Here is a 22,173-nt window from a genome sequence, read left to right as displayed (position 1 = left end):
TGCTCAGGCCGTGGCCGGCACCGGCGCCTTGGCGCCGCGCGCGCGCAGGGTCAGCATCAGCAGCACCCCCGAGGCCAGCCAGCTCAGGACCACGAAATACAGGCTCTGGGTCATGCCCCCGGATTGGCCGTTGAGGTAGGCCATCACGCTGGGGCTGGCGGCCGGACCCAGGTTGCCCAGGCTGCTGATCAGCGCAATGCCGCCGGCAGCCACCGATTTGGGCAGGTACTCGGTCACGCTGGTGAAGAACAGCGGCGTGGCACCGGCAATGCCGATGTAGCTGACCGCCATCACCGACACCTTGAGCAGGGCCGAGCCCTCGACCAGGGTGCTCAGGCCCACGCCCAGCATGGCCAGGGCGATGCAGAAGGCGTAATGCCAGCGCCGCTCGCCATGGCGGTCGCTGTGCCCGCCGATCACGATCATGCCCACCAGGCCCAGCAGATTGGGCAGGCCGGTGTACCAGCCGATCTCGACCAGGTCCTGCACCCCCCAGGAGCGGATCAGCGACGGGGCCATGAAGGTCAGGCCCATGGTGCTGGCCAGCAGGCAGGCGTAGGCCAGTGACAGCAGGTAGATGCGCGGGTCGGCCAGCATGTGGCGCAGCGAGCCGTGGGCGGCACTGCCCACGGTGCTGGGCGAGCGGGCCATGGCTTCGCGCACGCAGCGCTTTTCGGCCTCCTTGAGCCAGGGCGCCTGCTCAGGGCTGTCGCGCAGCACCACAAAGGCCACCACCCCGAGCACGGCGGCGGGCAGGCCCTCGATCAGGAACAGCCATTGCCAGCCGGCCAGCCCCCCGTAGCCGTTGAAGTACTTCATGATGGCGCCGCTCAAGGGGCCGGCACTGAGGGCGGCCAGCGTGGTGGCGCACATGAAGATGGCGATCATGCGGGCGCGGCGATCGGCCGGGTACCAGTAGGTGAGGTACAGGATGATGCCGGGGAAGAAGCCGGCCTCGAACGCCCCCAGCAGAAAGCGCGCCACATAGAACTGCGTCGGCGTGCTGACAAAAGCCATGGCCGCCGCCACCAGGCCCCAGCACAGCATGATGCGCAACAGGGTCTTGCGGGCGCCGATCTTTTCGAGCATCAGGTTGCTGGGCACTTCGAACAACAGGTAGCCGATGAAGAAGATGCCGGCGCCCAGGCCGTACACCGCATCGCTGAAGTCGAGGGTCTGCCGCATCTGCAACTGGGCGTAGCCGATGTTGATGCGGTCGAGGTAGGCCACGGCATAGCAGATCAGCAGCAGCGGCATGAGGCGCCAGTTGATTTTGCGGAACACCGCCTGGGTGAAGGCCGCCGAGGCGGCTGATGGCTCGGGGGCCGCGGCAGCGCCAGTCCGGGGCGCCTGGGTGGGGGCAGGGGTCATGCTTGTCTCCTTGTTGTGATGTCTTGGGGGGCTGGCCTGAGCCCCAACGGTGGGGACTCGGGGCTGAGCGTCGCCAAGCATCACGGGAGCGGTGCAGACGGGTCTGTAAGTGATTGCAAGCCGCTGTCGCGGGCTTGTCAGGCGCCATTCGGCGCCTGGTGGCGCTAGTTTGGCTGGTTGGTTGTCAGCGTGCGCCAGGCGGTATTCATCAAGCCGTTCGGTCGGTCATTGGCGCCACCGGAGGCGCTGATGGCCCTTGGCGCCAGCGGGCCCGAGCGGCCCATCGTCAGACGGCCGGTGTCGTCTCCTGGCGCCGGGTGGCGATCAGAGAGTGCACATCGGTGGCCGGCAGGCGAGGGCGCTGGGCCTCGGGTTCGGTCAGGGGGCTGACCTCGACCATCGAGGCCAGGCAGCGCCGGGTCAGCGCCTGGTAAGTGCGCGTGCCTTCGAGCTTCCAGGCGATCTCTTCGTCGCGCAACGGCCGCAAAGCCTTGGCCGGCACCCCCGCCATCAGGGTGCGCGGCGGCACCTTGGTGCCGGCCGGCACAAAGGCACTGGCCGCCACGATGGCCTGCTCGCCCACCTCGGCCTCGTCCATCACCACCGCGTTCATGCCCACCAGGGCGTCGCGCCGCACCACGCAGCTGTGCAGCACCGCGCCGTGGCCGATGTGGCCGTTTTCCTCGACCACCGTGTCCTGGTTGGGGAAGCCATGCACCACGCAGGTGTCCTGCACATTGGCGCCGCGGTGCAGCACGATGCGCCCGAAGTCGCCGCGCAGCGCGGCACAGGGCCCGACATAGCAGTCGGGGCCCACGATCACGTCGCCGATCAGCACGGCCGTGGGGTGCACATAGGCACTGGGGTGGATGACGGGCACAACACCGTCGATCGCGTAGCAGGGCATGAGGGGGTCTCCTTGGAATCTGGGCGGCCCGTTGGGATCCGGCCTAGGGTTTTCACTGGGGGCTTTGACTTGCGTCAGAAAGAGTCTCGATAGTATTATCGACCGACTGGACGGTCAAACATAGATTTGCGCCAGCGCAAAGACGGTCTGGGGCAGTTGCCGCCCCACGCCGCCTGAAGCACCTGACCCACTCAAGGAGACACGATGAGCGACGACCTGATCCAGACCCGCCAGAACGGCGCGGTCCGGACCCTGACGCTGAACCGCCCGCAGGCCCTGAACAGCTTCACCGGCGAGATGCACGCCCAGCTGCTGGCCGCCCTCGATGCCGTGGCCGCCGATGCCAGCGTGCGTTGCGTGGTGCTGACCGGGGCCGGGCGCGGCTTCTGCGCCGGGCAGGACCTGGCCGACCCCAGCGTGGCCCCCGACGCCACGCCCGGTGCGGCACCGAAAGACCTGGGTCAGGTGATCGAACGCTTCTACCGCCCCCTGGTGCAGCGCCTGCGCAGCCTGCCGGTGCCGGTGGTGGCGGCCGTCAATGGCGTGGCGGCGGGTGCCGGCGCCAACCTGGCGCTGAACTGCGATCTGGTGCTGGCCGCGCGCTCGGCCAGCTTCATCCAGGCCTTCAGCAAGATCGGCCTGGTGCCCGACACCGGCGGCACCTGGTTGCTGCCGCGCCTGGTGGGCCGGGGCAAGGCCCTGGGCCTGACCCTGCTGGGCGACAAGCTGCCGGCCGCCGAGGCCGAGCAGATGGGCCTGATCTGGCGCTGTGTCGACGACGACGCCCTGGCGGGTGAGGCCGCGGCCCTGGCCGAGCGCCTGGCCGCCCAGCCCTCGCGCGCCCTGGTGGCCACCCGCCAGGCCCTGGACGAGGCGCAAGCCCTGTCGCTCGACGGCGCCCTGGCCCTGGAGGCGCGCCTGCAAAGCCAGCTGGGCGCCGCCCACGACTACCAGGAAGGTGTGGCCGCGTTTGGCCAGCGCCGCGCCCCCGTCTTCACCGATCGCTGAGCCCCGCCATGTCTGAACTCACCCCCCAACAAACCGCTGATCTGGTGCGCGTCGGCATGCTGGCCAACGACAACGTCACCCTGGGCTTCGGCATGCAGATCCATGAAGTGACGCCCGGCGGCGCCGTGCTCAGCATGACCGTGCGCGAGGACATGCTCAACGGTCACAAGACCTGCCATGGCGGGCTCATCTCCACCCTGGCCGACTCGACTTTCGCGTTTGCCTGCAACTCGTACAACGAACTCACCGTGGCCTCGGGCTTCAGCGTCGATTTCATGGCCCCGGCCCGTGCTGGCGATGTGCTGACCGCGCGCGCCACCGAGGTCTCCAAGGCCGGCCGCACCGGCGTGTACGACGTGGAGGTGAGCAACCAGAACGGCGAGCGCATCGCGGTGTTCCGTGGGCGCTCCTACACCCTCAAAGGCAAGCCGGCGGTGGCCGGCTGAAGTATCAGGAGAGACCCACATGACCGCCAAGACCCCCGCCCCCGGAGAGCTCGATCCGATCGAGACCGCCAGCCGCGACGAGATCGCCGCCCTGCAACTGAGCCGCCTGCGCACCACGCTGCAGCGCGCCTACGACAACGTGCCGCACTACAAGAAGGCCTTCGATGCCAAGGGCGTGCACCCCGACGACCTGAAGCAGCTCAGCGACCTGAGCAAATTCCCCTTCACGGTCAAGACCGACCTGCGCGACAACTACCCCTTCGGCCTGTTTGCCGTGCCCCGTGAGCGGGTGGCGCGCATCCATGCCTCGTCGGGCACCACCGGCAAGCCGACCGTGGTGGGCTACACCCAGAACGACATCAACACCTGGGCCGATCTGGTGGCGCGTTCGATTCGCGCGGCCGGCGGGCGCCGCGGCGACACGGTGCACGTGGCCTATGGCTATGGCCTGTTCACCGGCGGCCTGGGCGCCCATTACGGCGCCGAGCGCCTGGGTTGCACGGTGATCCCCATGTCGGGCGGCCAGACCGAGAAGCAGGTGCAGCTGATCACCGACTTCAAGCCCGACATCATCATGGTCACGCCCAGCTACATGCAGGTGATCATCGAAGAGTTTGCACGCCAGGGGCTGGATGCCGCGGCCAGCTCGCTCAAGGTGGGCATCTTCGGGGCCGAGCCCTGGACCGAGGCCATGCGCCGCGACATCGAGACCAAGGCCGGCATCGACGCGGTCGACATCTATGGCCTGTCCGAAGTGATGGGCCCCGGCGTGGCCTGCGAATGCATCGAGAGCAAGGACGGCCCGGTGATCTGGGAAGACCACTTCTACCCCGAGATCATCGACCCCCTGACCGGTGAGGTGCTGCCTGACGGCTCCGAGGGTGAACTGGTGTTCACCTCGCTGAGCAAAGAAGCCCTGCCCATCATCCGCTACCGCACCCGCGACCTGACCCGCCTGCTGCCGCCCACCTCGCGCGCCTTCCGCCGCATGGGCAAGATCGTCGGCCGCAGCGACGACATGCTGATCATCCGCGGCGTGAACGTGTTCCCGACCCAGATCGAAGAAATCGTGCTGCAGCACGCCAAGCTCTCGGGCCAGTACCAGATCCTGGTCAAGCGCGACGGCAACCTCGATGAGGTCGAGGTGCGCTGCGAACTGCAGCCGGCCGCCGGTCCGCTCAGTGCGGTCGAGGTCAAGGAGATCGCCGACTGGCTCAAGCACCGCATCAAGACCCTGGTCGGCATCTCGACCCGCGTCCAGGTGCAGGAACCCGAAACCATCGAACGCACGCTGACCGGCAAGGCCCGGCGCGTGATCGACACCCGGCCCCGTTGAGGCCACTTTCAAAAGAGGAACTCCACCATGTACACCCAAGCAATGGACACCATGGCCCGCGAGCCCGGCGACGGCCCCAAAGCAGTCCGCTCGGCCGAGGAGGCCCTGCTCGAAGAGCGCTTCGAGGCCCGCATCGATGATGGCGACTTCATCGAGGCCAAGGACTGGATGCCCGAGCACTACCGCAAGACCCTGGTGCGCCAGATCAGCCAGCATGCCCACTCCGAGATCGTCGGCATGCTGCCCGAGGGCAACTGGGTCACCCGGGCCCCCACGCTCAAGCGCAAGGCCATCCTGCTGGCCAAGATCCAGGACGAGGGCGGCCACGGCCTGTACCTGTATGCCGCTGCCGAGACCCTGGGCGTGTCGCGCGACGAGCTGCTGGGTGCCCTGCACAGCGGCAAGGCCAAGTACAGCTCGATCTTCAACTACCCCACCCTGAACTGGGCCGACATGGGCACCATCGGCTGGCTGGTGGACGGCGCGGCCATCATGAACCAGGTGCCGATCTGCCGCTGCTCCTTCGCTCCCTATGCCCGCGCCATGATCCGCATCTGCCGCGAGGAGAGCTTTCACCAGCGCCAGGGCTACGACGCCCTGCTGACCATGATGCAAAACGGCACCGAGGCCCAGCGCGCCATGGTGCAGGACTCGGTCAACCGCTGGTGGTGGCCCTGCCTGATGATGTTCGGCCCGCCCGATGACCAGTCGCCCAACAGCGCGCAGTCGATGCGCTGGGGCATCAAGCGCGTCAGCAACGACGAGCTGCGCCAGAAGTTTGTCGACGCCACCGTCGAGCAGGCCAAGGTGCTGGGCGTGACCCTGCCCGACCCCGATCTCAAGTGGAACGAAGCCCGCCAGCACTACGACTTCGGCACCATCGACTGGAGCGAGTTCTGGCGCGTGGTGGGCGGCGACGGCCCCTGCAACCAGGAGCGCCTGGGCGCCCGCGTCAAGGCCTGGGAAGACGGTGCCTGGGTGCGCGAAGCCGCGCTGGCCCATGCCGCCAAACACACCCCGCAGCAACAGGCTGCCTGATTCAAGCAAGACAAGGAGACCTCCATGACAACCCAGAACGAATGGCCCCTGTGGGAAGTGTTTGTCCGCGCCAAGGCCGGCCTGGACCACAAGCATTGCGGCAGCCTGCATGCCGCCGACAGCAAGATGGCGATCCAGCTGGCCCGCGACGTCTACACCCGGCGCCAGGAAGGCACCAGCGTGTGGGTGGTGCGCTCGGACCAGATCGTGGCCAGCGACCCGGGCGACAAGGGCATGTTCTTCGACCCAATGGAAGACAAGGTGTACCGCCACCCCACCTTCTACCAACTGCCCGAATCCGTGAACCACATGTGAGCCGCGCCATGCAAGCCTCCATCCAACCCGGCCGCGACGCGGCCACCCAGTACGTGCTGCGCCTGGGCGACACCTGCCTGATCCTGGGCCAGCGCATCGCCGAATGGTGCGGCCACGCCCCCGTGCTGGAAGAAGACATCGCGCTGACCAACATGTCACTCGACCTGATCGGCCAGGCCCGTGCGCTGCTGACCCATGCGGGCCAGATCAGCGGCCTGGGCCATGACGAAGACCAGCTCGCCTTTTTGCGTGATGAGCGCGACTACCTCAACCCCACCCTGGTCGAGCTGCCGCGCGGCGACTTTGCCTTCACCGTGCTGCGCAACGCCATGGTGGCCACCTTTCTGAAGCTGATGTGGCAGCGCCTGTCGGCCTCCAGCGACGCCGAGCTGGCCGCCATCGCCGGCAAGGCCCTGAAGGAGTCGCGCTACCACCAGCAGCACGCCTGCGACTGGGTGGTGCGCCTGGGCGACGGCACCGACGAGTCGGCCCGCCGCCTGAAGGCCGCCCTGGCCCAGCTGTGGCGCTACAGCGCCGAGTTGTTCGAGGACGACGCCATCGACGAGCAGGCCGCCGCCAGCGGCCTGGGCCCGAAGTGGTCTGAACTGCAGGCCGACTGGCGTGCCGAGATGGCCGCCCTGCTGGCCGCCGTCCAACTGCCGGTGCCGGCCGATTCGGTGTACCGCAGCACCGGCCGCCGCGGCGTGCATTCCGAGCACATGGGCTTCATCCTGGCCGAGATGCAATACCTGCAGCGCGCCTTTCCCGGGGGCGTGTGGTGAACCAGGCTGCCGTGGTCCCCACCAGCGGCGCAAGCGGGGCATTGGCTCCGGTCTGGCAGGTGCTGGGCACCGTGCTCGACCCCGAGGTGCCTGCGCTGTCGGTGGTCGACCTGGGCCTGGTGCGCGAGGTGCTGGCCCACGACGACGGGCTGGAGATCGTGCTCACGCCCACCTACTCGGGCTGCCCCGCCACCGAGCTGATCGAACAGAACGTGCTGGCCGCGGTGGCGGAGGCTGGCCTGGGCCCGGCCCGCGTCACGATGCGCCGCGCCCCGGCCTGGACCACCGACTGGATCAGCCCCGAAGGGCGCCAGAAGCTGCTCGACTACGGCATTGCCCCGCCGGGCCCGGTGGACCTCAGCGAAGGTGTGCCCATGCATTTCGTGGGGCGCAGCCCCTCGGGCCGGCGCCTGGCCTGCCCACGCTGCGGCAGCCTGCAGACCGAGCGCCTGAGTGCCTTCGGCTCCACCGCCTGCAAATCGCTGTACCGCTGCATGAGCTGCCGCGAACCGTTTGAGCACTTCAAGCCGATCTGAACCCATCGACTCTTCCTACAACAACCAGATTCAAGCGAGACCGCCATGAGCGTCATGTTCCATCCCCTGCCGGTCAAGGCCATCGAGGCGGACACGCCCGAGTCCCTGATCGTTTCCTTCTCTGTGCCCGACAGCCTGCGCGAGGCCTTCGGCTTCACCCAGGGCCAGTACCTGACCCTGCGCAGCACCATTGACGGCAAGGACCTGCGCCGCTCGTACTCGATCTGCGCCGGCGTGGACGACGGTGAGCTGCGCGTGGCGGTGCGCCGCGTCAACGGCGGCGCATTCTCGACCTGGATCCACCAGCACCTGAAGGCGGGCGACACCGTGCAGGTGATGGCCCCGCAAGGCCGTTTCTTCGTGCCCATCGAGCCCGCCTCGCGCCGCCACCATGTGGGCATTGCCGGCGGCAGCGGCATCACGCCCATCCTGTCCATCATGAAGACCGTGCTGGCCCGCGAGCCGCACAGCCAGTTCACCCTGATCTACAGCAACCGCACCCCGGCCTCGACCATGTTCAAGGAAGAGATCGAGGACCTGAAGAACCGCTACATGGCGCGCCTGTCGCTGCACCATGTGTTCACCCAGGAGCATGTCGATGCGCCCCTGTACGCCGGTCGCCTGGACAGCGGCAAGCTCGGCACCTTCCTGGGCAAGGTGCTCGACCCGGCCGGCATCGACCACGTCTATGTGTGCGGCCCCTTCCAGATGAATGACGAGGCCGAGCTGGCCCTGAAGGCCGCCGGCGTGCCCGAAGAGCGCATCCACATCGAACGCTTTGGCGTGGCCACGGCAGGCCCGGCCGCCGGGGCCGTGTTGCACCAGGCCCAGCCCGGTGATGCCGAGACCGCCCGCGTGGTCATCGTGCGCGACGGCCTGCACCGCGAGATCGGCTTCAGCAAGGACCAGCCCAGCATCCTCGATGCGGCGTCGGCGGCCGGGCTGGAAGTGCCGTTCTCCTGCACCTCGGGCGTGTGCGGCACCTGCCGCTGCAAGGTGCTCGAAGGCGAAGTGCGCATGGAACGCAATTTCGCCCTCGACAAGGCCGAGGTCGAGGCCGGCTTCGTGCTGTCCTGCCAGGCCCATCCGCTGACCCCGCGGGTCGTCCTATCATTCGACGAACGTTGAACTGAACTAGACACAAGGACACACCGATGGGCCGAGGACGGGCAGCTGGTTACAACGACCAGCGCGAGATGATTCTGGAGCAGGCCGCGCACCTGTTTGCGCGGCGGGGCTACCCCTCGACCTCGATGAATCAGGTGGCCGAGGCCTGTGGCCTGTCCAAGGCCACGCTCTACCACTACTACAAAGACAAATACAGCCTGCTGGTCAGCATCGCCGAAGGCCATGTGTCGCGCCTGCAGGCCTTGGTGGTCGAGGTGGAGGCCGAGGCCCTGCCGCCCGAGCAGCGCCTGCGCGAACTGATCCGCCGCATCGTCGAGGAATACGCCGATGCCCAGGACGCCCACCGCGTGCTGACCGAAGACGTGAAGTTCCTCGACGAGGCCGATCGCGAGCGCGTTCTGGACCACGAACGCGACGTGGTCAGCGGCTTTGCGCGGGCAGTGGCCGAGGTGCGTGGCGAGTCGCTGCAGGCCGAACTCAGCAAGCCTCTGACCATGCTCTTGTTCGGCATGATCAACTGGATGTTTACCTGGATGAAGCCCGAAGGGGAACTCGACTACGATGCCATGGCTCCGATCGTGGCGGATCTGTTCATGGGTGGATTGACTGCTGTCAAGCCACCAAAGGCCCATCCGTCGGACTAACCCATCGCTGGTCTGAAACTGACCGATCAAGCGGGGCAAATGCGCCCCTAGAAACTGAAGGAGACAAACCGTGAAACTGCTCAAACCCGTGGCCCTGGCCACCGCCTTGCTGGCCAGCCTGCTGGCCCATGCCGACATCAATGTGGGCGTCACCGTGTCGGCCACCGGGCCGGCCGCCTCGCTGGGCATCCCCGAGAAAAACACCATGGCCCTGCTGCCCAAGACCATGGGGGGCCAGAAGGTCAATTACATCGTGCTCGACGACGCCTCCGACACCACCGCGGCCGTCAGCAACACCAAGAAGCTGATCGCCGAGAGCAAGGTCGACGTCGTGATCGGCTCCAGCACCACGCCCAACTCGCTGGCCATGATCGACGCTGTGTCTGAAGCCCAGACCCCGATGATCACCCTGGCCGCCTCGGCCGCGCTGATCGAGCCGCAGGACGCCAAGAAGCGCTGGGTCTTCAAGACCCCGCAGAACGACATCATGATGTCGCTGGCCGTGGCCGAGCACATGGCCAACCATGGGGTGAAGACCGTGGCCTTCATCGGCTTCTCGGATGCCTATGGCGAAGGCTGGTACAAGGAGTTCGTCAAGGCGGCCGAGCTCAAGAAGCTGCAGATCATCAGCAACGAGCGCTTCTCGCGCACCGACACCTCGGTGACCGGTCAGGCGCTGAAGATCATGGCCGCCAAGCCCGACGCGGTGCTGATCGCCGGCTCGGGCACCCCGGCCGCCCTGCCGCAGAAGACGCTCAAGGAGCGCGGCTTCACCGGCAAGTTCTACCAGACCCACGGTGTGGCCAATGCCGATTTCCTGCGCGTGGGCGGCAAGGATGTGGAAGGCACCTTCCTGCCCGCCGGCCCGGTGCTGGTGGCTGATCAGCTGCCCGCCGACCACCCGGTGCGCAAGTCGGCCCTGGCCTATGTGAGCGCCTACGCCGGCGCCTACGGCCAGGCCAACGTGTCGACCTTCGGCGGCCACGCCTGGGATGCCGGCCTGGTGCTCAATGCCGCCGTGCCCGGCGCCCTCAAGAAGGGCCAGCCCGGCACGCCCGCCTTCCGTGCGGCACTGCGCGACGAACTCGAGAAAGTCAAGGAAGTGGCCGGTGCCCACGGGGTGTTCAACACCTCGGCCGCCGACCACCTGGGCCTGGACCAGCGCGGCCGCGTGATGGTCAAGATCGAGAACGGCGCCTGGAAATTCCAGCCCTGAACCCAGCCTGAGCAGGCTGTTTTGCACCCCGGGGGGATGACCCCTGGGGCGCCAGCCTGCCTTTTTGTCGCTGACCTCGGGTCGGCCTGAACGGGATTTTCAACATGGATCTTCAGATCGCCCTGATCCTGGGGCAGGACGGCGTCGTCAATGGCGCGGTGTACGGACTGATTGCGCTGGCCCTGGTGCTGGTGTTTTCGGTCACGCGGGTGATCTTCATCCCGCAAGGCGAGTTCGTGGCTTTCGGCGCCCTGTCGATGGCCATGATGCAGGCCGGCAAGGTGCCGGCCACGCTGTGGCTGCTGATCGCGCTCGCCGTGGCCACCCTGGTGGTCGAGGCCTGGCGCCACCAGCGCGGCCAGCCGGTCGAGTGGGCCGCCACAGCGGTCTGGACGCTGGCCCTGCCGGCCCTGGCCGCGGCCCTGGTGCTGCTGGTCAAGCCGCAGTCGCTGCTGCTGCAGTCGGTGGCCACGCTGGCCCTGATCGTGCCCCTGGGCCCCTTGCTGTACCGCCTGGCCTACCGCCCGCTGGCGCACGCCACGGTGCTGATCCTGTTGATCGTCTCGGTGGCTCTGCACGGGGTGCTGGTCGGCCTGGGCCTGCTGTTCTTCGGTGCCGAGGGTTACCGCACACCGGCCTTCTCGGAGGCGCGTTTCGACCTGGGCGGCATTCCCGTCACCGGCCAGTCGCTGGTGGTGGTGGCCATGGCTGCGGTGCTGGTGGTGGCCATGTTCGTGTTCTTTGAGCGCTCCATCATCGGCAAGGCGCTGCGCGCCACCGCCATGAACCGGGTCGGGGCCCGTCTGATGGGCATCCCGACCGAGCTCTCGGGCGACCTCAGCTTTGCCCTGGCCGGCCTGATCGGCGCCGTGTCGGGCCTGCTGATCGCCCCTCTGACCACGGTGTATTACGACACCGGCTTCCTGATCGGCCTGAAAGGCTTTGTCGCCGCCATCGTGGGCGGCCTGGGCAGCTACCCGCTGGCCCTGGCCGGTGCCGTGATGGTGGGCCAACTGGAGGCGTTTTCATCGTTCTGGGCCAGTGCCTTCAAGGAGGTGCTGGTGTTCACCCTGATCATTCCCGTGCTGTGGTGGCGCTCACTGAACAGCCGCCATGTGGAGGACGAAGAATGAGCGCGCGTCAACTGACCTGGGCCTGCATCGCCGCACTGGCGCTGGCCTGGGGTTTCCTGCCTGAATTCACGCTCACCGTGATGAGCTACATCGGCCTGTATGCCCTGGTGGCCGCCGGCCTGGTGATGCTGACCGGCGTGGGCGGCATGACTTCCTTCGGCCAGGCCGCCTTCGTGGGCCTGGGCGCCTACGCCACGGCCTGGGTGTGCACCTCGCCCCTGGCCGCCGCCTGGCTGCCGGCCGGCTTCCCGCCCGCCTTGCTGCCCTTGGTCGGCCTGGTGCTGGGCCTGCTGGCCACCTATGCCGTGGCCCGCTTTCTGGGCGCGGTCACGCTGCGCCTGTCCGGGCACTACTTGCCCCTGGGCACGATTGCCTGGGGCCTGAGCCTGTATTACGTGTTCGGCAACCTCGATGTGCTGGGGGGCTTCACCGGCATGTCCGGCCTGCCGCCGCTGACGGTGGGGGGCTTCTCGCTGGCCTCGCCGCTGTACCTGGGGCCGTTGATCTGGGCCGTGCTGCTGTTTTGCCTGTGGGCCTTGCACAACCTGCTGGACTCGCGCGAAGGCCGGGCCATCCGGGCGCTCAAGGGCGGTCGGGTGATGGCCGAGTCGATGGGCGTGGACACGGCGCACTACCGCATCAAGCTGTTTGTGCTGGCGGCCTTGCTGGCGGCGATCTCGGGTTGGCTGTATGCCCACCTGCAGCGCTTTGTGAACCCCACGCCCTTCAACATCAACATCGGCATCGAGTACCTGTTCATGGCCGTGGTCGGCGGTGCCGGCCACCTGTGGGGCGCGGTGCTGGGCGCGGCCCTGATCACCCTGCTCAAGGAGCAACTGCAGGATTGGCTGCCCAAGCTGCTGGGCGCCAGCGGCAATTTCGAGGTGATCGTCTTCGGCCTGCTGATGCTGTTTGTGCTGCAGCGCTTTGCCGACGGCCTGTGGCCCCGCCTGCAGGCCGCCTCGGGGCGCTGGCTCAAGCCCGAGGTGCGCCGCGCCGGGGCTGCCGCGGCCGTCACGCTGCAGCAGCGCGTGCTGCCGCCGGCCGGCCAGGTGCTGCTGGATGCCCGTCAGGTGAGCCGCCGCTTTGGCGGCCTGCTGGCCAACAACCAGGTCAACATGAGCCTGAAGGCGCATGAGGTGCATGCCCTGATCGGCCCCAACGGCGCCGGCAAGAGCACCTTCTTCAACATGATCTCGGGCGTGGACACCCCCACCTCGGGCGAGGTGCGCCTGATGGAGCAGCCCATGCAGGGCCGGCCTTCGCGTGAGTTTGCCGCGCTGGGCCTGGGCCGCACCTTCCAGCATGTGCGCCTGCTGGGGCAGCGCAGCGTGCTCGAGAACGTGGCCCTGGGCGCGCACCGCCGTGGCCGCAAGGGCTGGATCGCCAGCATGCTGCGCCTGGACCGTGCCGAAGAGGCCGCCATCCTGGCCGAGGCCCGGCGCCAGATCGAGCGCTGCGGCCTGGCCGAGTACATCGATCGCCCGGCCGCCTCGCTGGCCCTGGGCCAGCAGCGCGTGGTCGAGATCGCCCGCGCCCTGGCCGGGCAACCGGCCGCCCTGCTGCTGGACGAGCCGGCCGCCGGCCTGCGCCACCTGGAGAAGCAGGCCCTGGCCACCTTGCTGGACCAGCTGCGCTCCGAAGGCCTGGGCATCCTGGTGGTCGAGCACGACATGGAATTCGTGATGAACCTGGCCGACCGCATCACGGTGTTGGAGTTCGGCGAGGTGATCGCCGAAGGCACCCCCGCCGAAGTGCAGGCCAACCCCCGCGTGCTTGAGGCCTACCTCGGCGGCGAACTCAATGGAGGTGGCCTGTGAGCAGCGCGACCGTGAAACCCACGCTGCTTGATCTGCAGCAGTTCAGCGTCTCGTATGGGCAGGTCGAGGCCGTGCACCAGGTCCACCTGACGGTGGGCGAGGGCGAGATCGTCACCGTCATCGGCCCCAACGGGGCGGGCAAGACCACGCTGCTGTCGGCGGCCATGGGCCTGCTGCCCTCGCAAGGCGTGCTGACGCTGGCGGGCGAGCGCATCGATCGGCTCAGCGTCGAAGCCATGGTGGCGCGGGGTGTGGCCCTGGTGCCCGAAAAGCGCGAGCTGTTCGGTGAAATGTCGGTCGAGGACAACCTGTTGCTGGGCGGCTTCTCGCGTTGGCGCAAGGGCCTGAAAGACCAGAAGCAGCGCATGGAAGAGGTGTTTGCCATCTTCCCGCGCCTGAAAGAGCGGCGCGCCCAACTGTCGGCCACGCTGTCGGGCGGCGAGCGCCAGATGCTGGCCATCGGCCGCGCCCTGATGGCGCGCCCGCGCCTGCTGATGCTCGACGAGCCCTCGCTGGGCCTGGCGCCGCTGATCGTGCGCGAGGTGCTGCAGGTGGTGTCGTCGTTGCGCGATCTGGGCGTGTCGGTGCTGCTGGTCGAGCAGAACGCCCGTGCCGCGCTGCAGGTGGCCGACCGCGCCTACGTGCTTGAAATGGGCGCCGTGGCCCTGAGCGGCGCTGCTGCCGACCTGCTGCACGACCGCCGGATCATCGACACCTACCTGGGCCTGGGCGGCAAGCACTGAGCCTGGGCTGAGCCTTTCACTTATCGGGAGTTCTCCATCATGACCCTTCAAAGCTTCATCGGCGGCCGCTGGATCGGCCAGCAGGCGGCGCAAGCCCTGCACAGCGCCGTCAACGGCGCCACCGTGGCCCACACCCATGCCGAGGCGCTGGATTTTGGTGAGGCGCTGCACTTTGCCCGCCGCACCGGCCTGCCGGCCCTGATGGCGCTCGACTTTCAGGAGCGCGCCGCGCGCCTGAAGGCGCTGGCCAAGTACCTCAACGAGCACAAGGAATCGCTCTACGCCATCTCGGCCCACACCGGGGCCACCCGGGCCGACAGCTGGGTCGATATTGAAGGCGGCACCGGCACCCTGTTTGCCTACGCCTCGATGGGCAGCGGCGAGTTGCCCAGCGGCAACCTGATCCACGAAGGCCCGGCCCTGCCGCTGGGCAAGAAGGGCAGCTTTGCCGGCACCCACATCCTGGTGCCGCGCGGCGGCGTGGCGGTGCACATCAACGCCTTCAACTTCCCCATCTGGGGGCTGCTGGAGAAGTTTGCGCCCAGCTTCCTGGCCGGCATGCCCTGCATCGGCAAGCCAGCCACCGCCACCAGCTACCTCACCGAGGCGGCGGTGCGCCTGATCGACCAGTCGGGCATCCTGCCGCCGGGCGCGCTGCAACTGGTGATCGGGGGCACGGGCGACCTGCTGGACCGCCTGGAGGGCCCCGATTTCGTCACCTTCACCGGCTCGGCCGACACGGCGGCCCGGCTGCGGGTGAATGCCAACCTGGTGCGCCACAGCATCCCCTTCAATGCTGAGGCCGACTCGCTGAACTGCTGCATCCTGGCGCCCGATGTGACGCCTGACGACGAAGAGTTCGACCTCTTCATCAAAGAGGTGGCCCGCGAGATGACGGTCAAGGCGGGGCAGAAATGCACGGCGATCCGCCGCGCCATCGTGCCGCGCCAGCACCTGGATGCGGTGGCCGAGCGCCTGAAGGCGCGCCTGGCCAAGACCGTGGTCGGCGACCCGGCGCTGGAGGCCGTGCGCATGGGCGCCCTGGCCTCCCAGGCACAACAGGCCGATGTGGCCGAGCGTGTGGCCCTGCTGCGCCAGGGGGCCGAGCTGGTCTATGGCGGCGGCGCGGCCGACTTCGCCCCGCTGGGCGAGGGCACGGCCCAGGGCGCGTTCTTCCAGCCCACGCTGCTGCTGAGCCGCCAGCCCCTGAGCCACGATGCCGTGCACGATGTGGAGGCCTTCGGCCCGGTCAGCACCCTGATGCCTTACGACGGCCTGGACGAGGCCCTGCAACTGGCCGCCCGAGGCAAGGGCAGCCTGGTGGGCTCGCTGGTCACCAAAGACCCGGCCACGGCCGCCCGGGTGATCCCGGTGGCCGCAGCCCACCACGGCCGCCTGCTGGTGCTGGACCGCGAGGCCGCGGCCGAGAGCACCGGCCACGGCTCGCCCCTGCCCATGCTCAAGCACGGCGGCCCCGGCCGTGCCGGCGGCGGTGAAGAGCTGGGCGGCATCCGCGCCGTCAAGCACTACCTGCAGCGCGCCGCGGTGCAGGGCTCGCCCAGCATGCTGGCGGCGGTCACCGGCGAGTACGTGCGCGGCGCCCGCCGCATCGAAACCGAGGTGCACCCCTTCCGCCGCCACTTCGAAGACCTGCAGATCGGCGAGTCGCTGCTCACGCACCGGCGCACCGTGGGCGAGGCCGACATCGTGGCCTTTGGCGGCCTGTCGGGCGACTACTTCTACATGCACTTCGACGAGATCGCCGCCAAGGACAGCCCCTTCGGCAAGCGCATCGCGCACGGCTACTTCGTGCTGTCGGCTGCGGCCGGCCTGTTTGTCTCGCCAGCCCCGGGCCCGGTGCTGGCCAACTATGGGCTGGACACCCTGCGCTTCGTCAAGCCGGTGGGCATCGGCGACACCATCCGCGCCCGCCTGACCGCCAAGCGCAAGATCGACCGCCAGAAGAAAGACGCCAATGGCGTCGGCCAGGGCGTGGTGGCCTGGGACGTGGAGGTCACCAACCAGCACGACGAGCTGGTGGCCAGCTACGACATCCTGACCCTGGTGGCCAAGCGCGCTTGAGTGGGGAGGGGGGCGCGGCGGGCATTTGAATTAGCATGGCAGGGTTCCTGCGCCCGCTTGGCGCGGGTCTTGCCACTGTTTCATCCATGTCGGCCGAACTCAACGCCCAACTTTCTGCCCAGGTCGTGCCCTTGCTGCGGGCTCGTTTGCCCAAGCTGCTGTCTGTCTACGCTTTTGGCAGCCGCATCTCAGGCCAAGCCCGACCGGACAGTGACCTTGATCTGGCGGTTCTGGTGGCCGGCTATGCCGATGGGGTGGCCTTGTGGCATCTGGCCAGCGAGGTGGCCGAATGCGTGGGTTGCGATGTCGATCTGCTCGACATGCGTGCTGCTTCGACGGTCTTGCAGTACCAGATCCTGACACAGGGCCAGCGCCTGTGGGTCGCTGACCCCCTGGTGGGCGCCTGGGAGGCCGCCGTCTTGAGCGACAAGCTGGATCTTGATGTGGCGCGTGCCGGGTATGTGCAGGACATTCTGCGCGAGGGGAGGGTGCATGGCCGATGACGTATTGATGAACAAGGCCTCCACTGTCGAGCGCTGTGTGGCGCGAGTCCGGCAGGAGTACGACAAGGGCCCCGCCACGTTCGGGGCCGATTTCACGCGTCAGGATGCGGCCATCCTCAACCTTCAACGCGCTTGTGAGGCTTGCCTGGACATGGGGCAATACCTGCTTCGACGCGAGCGTCTGGGCCTGCCTCAGAGTGCCCGCGATGTGTTTGGCTTGTTGGCCCAGGCGGGCTGGATTGAGCCGGCGCAGGCCGATGTGATGAAGCGCATGGTGGGCTTCAGGAACATCGCGGTTCATGACTATCAAGCCCTGCAGCTGCCGATCACGCTCAACATCATCGAGCACCATCTGGGCGACTTCCTGGCTTATACCCAGCGACTCCTGCAGCACGACAGCGGCCAGACACCCCGAAAAAACTTGTAAGACCTGCATGCAGGTTGTCAGGTTCTTGGGATTGAAGGCACCCGCTTGAATATCGGCTCAGGGCCTGCCCTGGCAGTGCTGGCGCCGATTGCCCGTGGCGACCGCCCGCTTGGTCGCCTGGTCTGCCGCGAACATCTGATTTCGCTTCGCTCATCTCCTTCGCTGGTGGCGCGTCAGCATCGCATTGGCCAATGACGGCCAGATGCGGAGATCGCCCATGTTGACCCCACCCAGCCCCTCTTCAGTCTGGGGCCCTCATCACCACCTGTGGCCGCCGCGCTGCCACGATCTGCTGCAGCTGGCGCCTGCCGCTTGCGCCAGGCTGGCGCGCAGCGGGCCGGGCTGGCTGGCGGCGGCCCTGCAGGCCCGGCCCTGGGGGCTGGTGCGCCAGGGGCCCAGGCCGGCCGGGGCGGTGCCGATCGAGTTGCAGGGCCTGGGGCCGGCCCAGCGCCATGCCGACTGGGTGGAGGCGCCTCAGGTGCAGGCCTGCCTGCAGCCGGCCCAACTGCTGCAGCGCTGGTGCGCCGGTGCTGCGCGCGGCAGTGCGGTTTGGCCAGAGGGCCTGCAGGCCACGGGGCAGCGGCTGCACTCGGTCTTGTCGACCCTGGGCCTGGGCGATGCTGGCCCAACAGGGGCCTGGGCACTGGCACTGGCCAGCGGCGCTCCATGCCCTGCCGATGCCCAGGCGGGGCGCTCGCTGGGCCTGGTGATCCGTCCCGCGGCCTTGCCGGCGCCGGCAGAGGCAGCGCAATGGCTGCACACGCTGGCGCTGGCTGCTGCGCCCTGGCCTTTGGGCGTGACCCTGGACAGCCCGGCGGGTGCGCTGGCGCTGGCCGAGCTGTCCCGCCTGGCGCAGGACCTGTGCCAATTGCAGGGGCCGGTGCGCATCGGGGTGCGAGATGCCCGGGGCGAGCAGCAGCTGTCTTGGGCGGAATTGCAGGCACGTTGCCGCCCGACGGAGCAGACGCCGGCCTGAGCGAGCCGCTTGAGAGAAATTGAGGCGCGGATCAAAAATCTTCACGTGCGCGGCCGGGGCAAATCGCTACCATTTCGCATCCCAAGGAGAACGCCTCGTGACCGATCTGTCCAAAATCACCTGCATCGAAGATTTGCGCCGTGTGGCCCAGCGGCGGGTGCCGCGCATGTTCTACGACTATGCCGATTCGGGCGCCTGGACCGAAGGCACCTACCGGGCCAACGAGAGCGATTTCCAGGGCATCAAGCTGCGCCAGCGCGTGGCGGTGAACATGGATGGGCGCAGCACCCGCAGCACCATGATCGGTCAGGACGTGGCCATGCCCGTGGCCATCGCCCCCACCGGCCTGACCGGCATGCAGCATGCCGATGGGGAGATCCTTGGCGCGCGGGCGGCCAAGGCCTTCGGCATCCCGTTCACGCTGTCGACCATGAGCATCTGCTCGATCGAGGACATCGCCCAACACACCCAGGGCCACCCGTTCTGGTTCCAGCTGTACGTGATGAAAGACCGCGATTTCATCGAGCGCCTGATCGACCGCGCCAAGGCCGCCAACTGCTCGGCCCTGCAGCTCACGCTCGACCTGCAGATCCTGGGCCAGCGGCACAAGGACATCAAGAACGGCCTGTCGGCACCGCCCAAGCCCACGATCCGCAACCTGATCAACCTGGCCACCAAGCCGCGCTGGTGCCTGGGCATGCTGGGCACGCCACGCCGCTCCTTCGGCAACATCGTGGGCCATGCCAAGGGCGTGGGGGATCTGTCTTCGCTGTCGTCGTGGACGGCCGAGCAGTTCGACCCTTGCCTGAACTGGGGCGACGTGGAGTGGATCAAGAAGCGCTGGGGCGGCAAGCTGATTCTGAAAGGCATCATGGATGCCGAAGACGCCCGCCTGGCCGCCAACAGCGGCGCCGATGCGCTGGTGGTGTCCAACCACGGGGGCCGCCAGCTGGACGGCGCACCCTCGTCCATCAAGGCTTTGCCCGCGATCGCCGAGGCCGTGGGCAAGGACATCGAGGTGTGGATGGACGGCGGCATCCGCAGCGGGCAAGACGTGCTCAAGGCCCGTGCCCTGGGCGCACGCGGCACCCTCATCGGACGCAGCTTTCTGTACGGCCTGGGCGCCTATGGCGAAGCCGGCGTGACCCGCGCCCTGCAGATCATCCACAAGGAACTGGACGTGACCATGGCTTTCTGCGGCCACACGAAGATCGACACCGTGGACAAGGGCATCCTGCTGCCGGGGACTTACTGACCCCCCCTTCGAGCTGGGCCGATTGGCAGGCCGTCGAGGTCAAAGATTGTGGGCTTGTCGCCTGGGGTTGATCAGCGCGAGGGTGTGCCGAGCCCACCCCTTCCAGATCAGCCCGTCAAAGTGCGCACCTTTTTCTCGCACGAGGAGTTCACGCTGAGCCGCGAGCCAAGGCGCTTGAACAACAACACCAGGCAAGCCGATGCTCAACAGCTTGCCTGTCATCGGACGCTTCGTCACACCTCTCTGGTTGAAAGAGAGAAGTCTCTCGGGCGCACGGCCAAAGCCCAGCCTGACCTGGGGCAGGTTCGTGCCCGAACGGCGCTGGGTCAGCGGCTCGCCGCTGTCTCTACCTTTGGTCAATCAAGTCGTATCGGTTGGCGGATCGACTGGGCCGCATTCCATCCCCGAAATGGCCCCCCTGGTCATCCTGTGCCGCGATGACTGGCATTGGGTGACGTCTGGCAACACCTCAGCGGCATTGCTTTCACAGCCTCACCAAGCCTGACAGCCTGGGCAGCCAAGCCTTCCTAGAGTGCGGCGCTGGATTCAACAGCGCCTTCAGGGAGGATCGTCACCGTGCCCCGCACCGTCACCTACTGGTCTGCCGTGGCCCTTGAACTCAAGGGCAGCCCGGCCTTCGAAGTGCATAACCTGAGCGGGCGCGAAGCGCTGGGCGAGCTGTTCGAGTACAGCGTCGTGCTGCAAAGCCCCGACAGCCCCGACCTGAGCGAGCACGTCACGGCCAACCTGCCCTACAAGCAGATGGTGGGCCGCGAGGCGGGCGTGCGCATTGAGCTGGACGGGGGCGGCCAGCGCGAGATCAACGGCCTGGTCACCCGCGCCCGCTACCTGCGCTCGGAGAACCGGCGCAGCCTCTACGAGGTGACCCTGCAGCCCTGGCTGGCCCTGGCCGCGCGCACCAGCGACCACCGCATCTTTCAGGACCTGGACGTCATCGGCATCACCCAGCAGGTGCTGGCCGACTACCCCTACCCGATGGAGCTGCGCGTGTCCCACAGCTACCCGAGGCGGGTGTTTCAGGTGCAGTACGGCGAGACCGACCTGGGCTTTCTGAGCCGGTTGTGGCAAGAGTGGGGGCTGTACTACCACTGGCAGCACGAGGGCGGCAAACACCGTCTCATTCTGGTCGACGATGCGGGCGCCCACCCGCCCTGCCAAGGCGCGTACGCCACCGTGGCCTACTATGGGCACGGCGCCAAGCTCACCGAAGAGTACTGCCATCAGTTCAGCACCCAGGAAGGCCTGCAAAGCGGGCGCTGGGTGAGCGACGACTTCGACTTCACCCGCCCGCGGGCGCGGCTGCAGCAAAGCAGCGCCCTGCCGCGCAACACCGGCCACCCCGGGCAAGAGCTGTACCGCTGGCCGGGCGACTACGCCGACCCCGACGAAGGGCGCAACCTCAGCCTCACCCGCATGCAAGAGGCCGGCGCACCCGGCAACCGGGCCCAGGGCTCGGGCAAGCTGCGCGGCATCGAGTGCGGGCGCACCTTCACCCTTCAGAAACACCCCCAGGACAAGGCCAACCAGCGCTGGCTGGTGCTCAGCACCACGCTGCAGATCCAGGAAAGCGCCCACGCCTCAGGGCAAGAGGGCTACAGCTGCCACTGCAGCTTTGAACTGCAGCCGGCCAAGCACGTGTTCCGCAGCCCTCAAACCCAGCCCAAACCCCTCACCACCGGCCCCCAGACCGCCATCGTCACCGGCCCGCCCGGGCAAGAGATCCACACCAACGAGTATGGCCAGGTCAAGGTGCAGTTCCACTGGGACCGCTACGGCCAGCGCGACGAACACAGCAGCTGCTGGATCCGCGTCTCGCAGCCCTGGGCAGGCAGCAACTTTGGGGGTATCGCCACGCCGCGCATCGGGCAAGAGGTGATCGTCGACTTCGAAAACGGCGACCCCGACCGCCCCATCATCACCGGGCGGGTCTACAACGCGCTGAACATGCCGCCCTGGGCGCTGCCGGGCAACGCCAGCATGAGCGGGCTGCTGAGCCGCTCCACGCCCGGGGGCACGCCGGGGGCGGGCCTCAAGAACGGGGTGGGGGACGCCAACGCGCTGCGCTTTGAAGACAAGAAGGGTCAAGAGCAGCTGTGGCTGCACGCCCAGAAAGACCAGTTGAGCGAGGTGGAGCACGACGAAGACAAATGGGTGGGCCACGACCGGCGCAAGACCATAGACCACGACGAAACCAGCCACATCCGCAACGACCGCACCGAGACGGTGGGGCACGACGAGCGCATCACGGTGCACAACAACCGCAGCGAGCGGGTGGACCATGACGAGCACATCAGCATCGGAGACAACCGCAGCGAAGACGTGGGCCGCAACGAGACCATCCAGATCGGGGGCAACCGCAGCGTGACGGTGGGCGGGGTGAAGACCGAGACGGTGACCTTGGCCAAGGCCGAGACCATCGGGTTGGGCAAGGCGCTGAGCATTGGCGGCGCCTACCAGACCACGGTGGGCGGCTTGATGAACACCAC

General features: G+C 67.8%; 21 protein-coding genes. 19 read left to right on the top strand and 2 right to left on the bottom strand.

The genetic code is table 11. The annotated features are described in order from the left end of the window. Positions 1-3: 3 nt before the first annotated feature. Both L880_RS32660 and L880_RS0117075 read right to left on the bottom strand, forming a co-directional pair. Positions 4-1,371 (bottom strand): MFS transporter, encoded by a 1,368-nt coding sequence (locus tag L880_RS32660; protein ID WP_043329788.1) that lies wholly within the window; start codon positions 1,369-1,371, stop codon positions 4-6. A 286-nt stretch (positions 1,372-1,657) separates the two neighbouring features. Beyond that, positions 1,658-2,278 (bottom strand): phenylacetic acid degradation protein PaaY, encoded by a 621-nt coding sequence (locus tag L880_RS0117075; protein WP_027476709.1) that lies wholly within the window; start codon positions 2,276-2,278, stop codon positions 1,658-1,660. 204 nt (positions 2,279-2,482) lie between these two features. Here L880_RS0117075 and L880_RS0117070 point away from each other — a divergent pair, with 204 nt between their 5' ends. The 19 genes from L880_RS0117070 to L880_RS32650 form a co-directional block, all read left to right on the top strand. Continuing rightward, the gene (locus tag L880_RS0117070; protein ID WP_027476708.1) at positions 2,483-3,286 is read left to right on the top strand and encodes an enoyl-CoA hydratase-related protein; all 804 of its coding nucleotides are present in this window, start codon (positions 2,483-2,485) and stop codon (positions 3,284-3,286) included. Positions 3,287-3,294: 8 nt separating this feature from the next. Continuing rightward, entirely contained in the window at positions 3,295-3,732 is a 438-nt protein-coding gene (gene paaI, locus L880_RS0117065; protein WP_019575059.1) for a hydroxyphenylacetyl-CoA thioesterase PaaI, read from the top strand. Positions 3,733-3,751: 19 nt separating this feature from the next. Further along, positions 3,752-5,068: a phenylacetate--CoA ligase PaaK gene (gene paaK / locus L880_RS0117060; RefSeq protein WP_027476707.1), complete on the top strand. Its 1,317-nt coding sequence runs from the start codon at positions 3,752-3,754 to the stop codon at positions 5,066-5,068. Positions 5,069-5,095: 27 nt separating this feature from the next. After that, positions 5,096-6,106, top strand: a complete 1,011-nt coding sequence (gene paaA, locus L880_RS0117055) for a 1,2-phenylacetyl-CoA epoxidase subunit PaaA (RefSeq protein WP_027476706.1) — start codon at positions 5,096-5,098, stop codon at positions 6,104-6,106. Positions 6,107-6,130: 24 nt separating this feature from the next. Continuing rightward, the gene (gene paaB, locus L880_RS0117050; RefSeq protein WP_019575056.1) at positions 6,131-6,421 is read left to right on the top strand and encodes a 1,2-phenylacetyl-CoA epoxidase subunit PaaB; all 291 of its coding nucleotides are present in this window, start codon (positions 6,131-6,133) and stop codon (positions 6,419-6,421) included. Between the two features lie 8 nt (positions 6,422-6,429). Then, entirely contained in the window at positions 6,430-7,203 is a 774-nt protein-coding gene (gene paaC / locus L880_RS0117045; protein ID WP_027476705.1) for a 1,2-phenylacetyl-CoA epoxidase subunit PaaC, read from the top strand. After that, the gene (paaD, locus tag L880_RS0117040) at positions 7,197-7,739 is read left to right on the top strand and encodes a 1,2-phenylacetyl-CoA epoxidase subunit PaaD (protein ID WP_084461383.1); all 543 of its coding nucleotides are present in this window, start codon (positions 7,197-7,199) and stop codon (positions 7,737-7,739) included. The genes paaC and paaD overlap by 7 nt, the downstream gene beginning before the upstream one ends. A 45-nt stretch (positions 7,740-7,784) precedes the next feature. After that, complete coding sequence (paaE, locus tag L880_RS0117035) at positions 7,785-8,867, top strand: 1,2-phenylacetyl-CoA epoxidase subunit PaaE (RefSeq protein ID WP_027476703.1); 1,083 nt, start codon at positions 7,785-7,787, stop codon at positions 8,865-8,867. Positions 8,868-8,893: 26 nt separating this feature from the next. Then, the gene (locus L880_RS0117030; RefSeq protein ID WP_027476702.1) at positions 8,894-9,511 is read left to right on the top strand and encodes a TetR/AcrR family transcriptional regulator; all 618 of its coding nucleotides are present in this window, start codon (positions 8,894-8,896) and stop codon (positions 9,509-9,511) included. Between the two features lie 70 nt (positions 9,512-9,581). Beyond that, entirely contained in the window at positions 9,582-10,727 is a 1,146-nt protein-coding gene (locus L880_RS0117025; protein WP_027476701.1) for an ABC transporter substrate-binding protein, read from the top strand. A 104-nt stretch (positions 10,728-10,831) separates the two neighbouring features. Next, positions 10,832-11,860, top strand: a complete 1,029-nt coding sequence (locus L880_RS0117020) for a branched-chain amino acid ABC transporter permease (RefSeq protein WP_019575050.1) — start codon at positions 10,832-10,834, stop codon at positions 11,858-11,860. Then, on the top strand, positions 11,857-13,680 hold the full coding sequence (locus L880_RS32655) for a branched-chain amino acid ABC transporter ATP-binding protein/permease (protein ID WP_051443382.1): 1,824 nt from the start codon (positions 11,857-11,859) through the stop codon (positions 13,678-13,680). The genes L880_RS0117020 and L880_RS32655 overlap by 4 nt, the downstream gene beginning before the upstream one ends. Positions 13,681-13,691: 11 nt before the next feature. Next, positions 13,692-14,423, top strand: coding sequence for an ABC transporter ATP-binding protein (locus L880_RS0117010; protein ID WP_043329808.1), 732 nt, complete (start codon positions 13,692-13,694; stop codon positions 14,421-14,423). Between the two features lie 39 nt (positions 14,424-14,462). Continuing rightward, entirely contained in the window at positions 14,463-16,505 is a 2,043-nt protein-coding gene (paaZ, locus tag L880_RS0117005) for a phenylacetic acid degradation bifunctional protein PaaZ (RefSeq protein WP_027476699.1), read from the top strand. A gap of 86 nt (positions 16,506-16,591) precedes the next feature. Beyond that, complete coding sequence (gene mntA / locus L880_RS0117000) at positions 16,592-17,008, top strand: type VII toxin-antitoxin system MntA family adenylyltransferase antitoxin (protein ID WP_027476698.1); 417 nt, start codon at positions 16,592-16,594, stop codon at positions 17,006-17,008. Then, entirely contained in the window at positions 16,998-17,435 is a 438-nt protein-coding gene (hepT, locus tag L880_RS0116995; protein WP_027476697.1) for a type VII toxin-antitoxin system HepT family RNase toxin, read from the top strand. Before mntA ends, hepT begins: the two co-directional genes overlap by 11 nt. Before the next feature lie 217 nt (positions 17,436-17,652). Beyond that, complete coding sequence (locus tag L880_RS0116990) at positions 17,653-18,411, top strand: hypothetical protein (RefSeq protein WP_027476696.1); 759 nt, start codon at positions 17,653-17,655, stop codon at positions 18,409-18,411. A gap of 97 nt (positions 18,412-18,508) precedes the next feature. After that, a complete protein-coding gene (locus L880_RS0116985) occupies positions 18,509-19,666 on the top strand; it encodes an alpha-hydroxy acid oxidase (protein WP_027476695.1) in 1,158 nt (385 codons plus the stop codon). A 576-nt stretch (positions 19,667-20,242) separates the two neighbouring features. Beyond that, a partial coding sequence (locus tag L880_RS32650; RefSeq protein ID WP_051443381.1) for a type VI secretion system Vgr family protein occupies positions 20,243-22,173 on the top strand: 1,931 nt, incomplete at its 3' end.

It is taken from the genome of Curvibacter gracilis ATCC BAA-807, assembly GCF_000518645.1.
Taxonomy (GTDB): domain Bacteria; phylum Pseudomonadota; class Gammaproteobacteria; order Burkholderiales; family Burkholderiaceae_C; genus Curvibacter; species Curvibacter gracilis.
The sequence above is the reverse complement of the archived record's forward strand: the minus strand, read 5'-3'. Positions and strand labels throughout refer to the sequence as shown.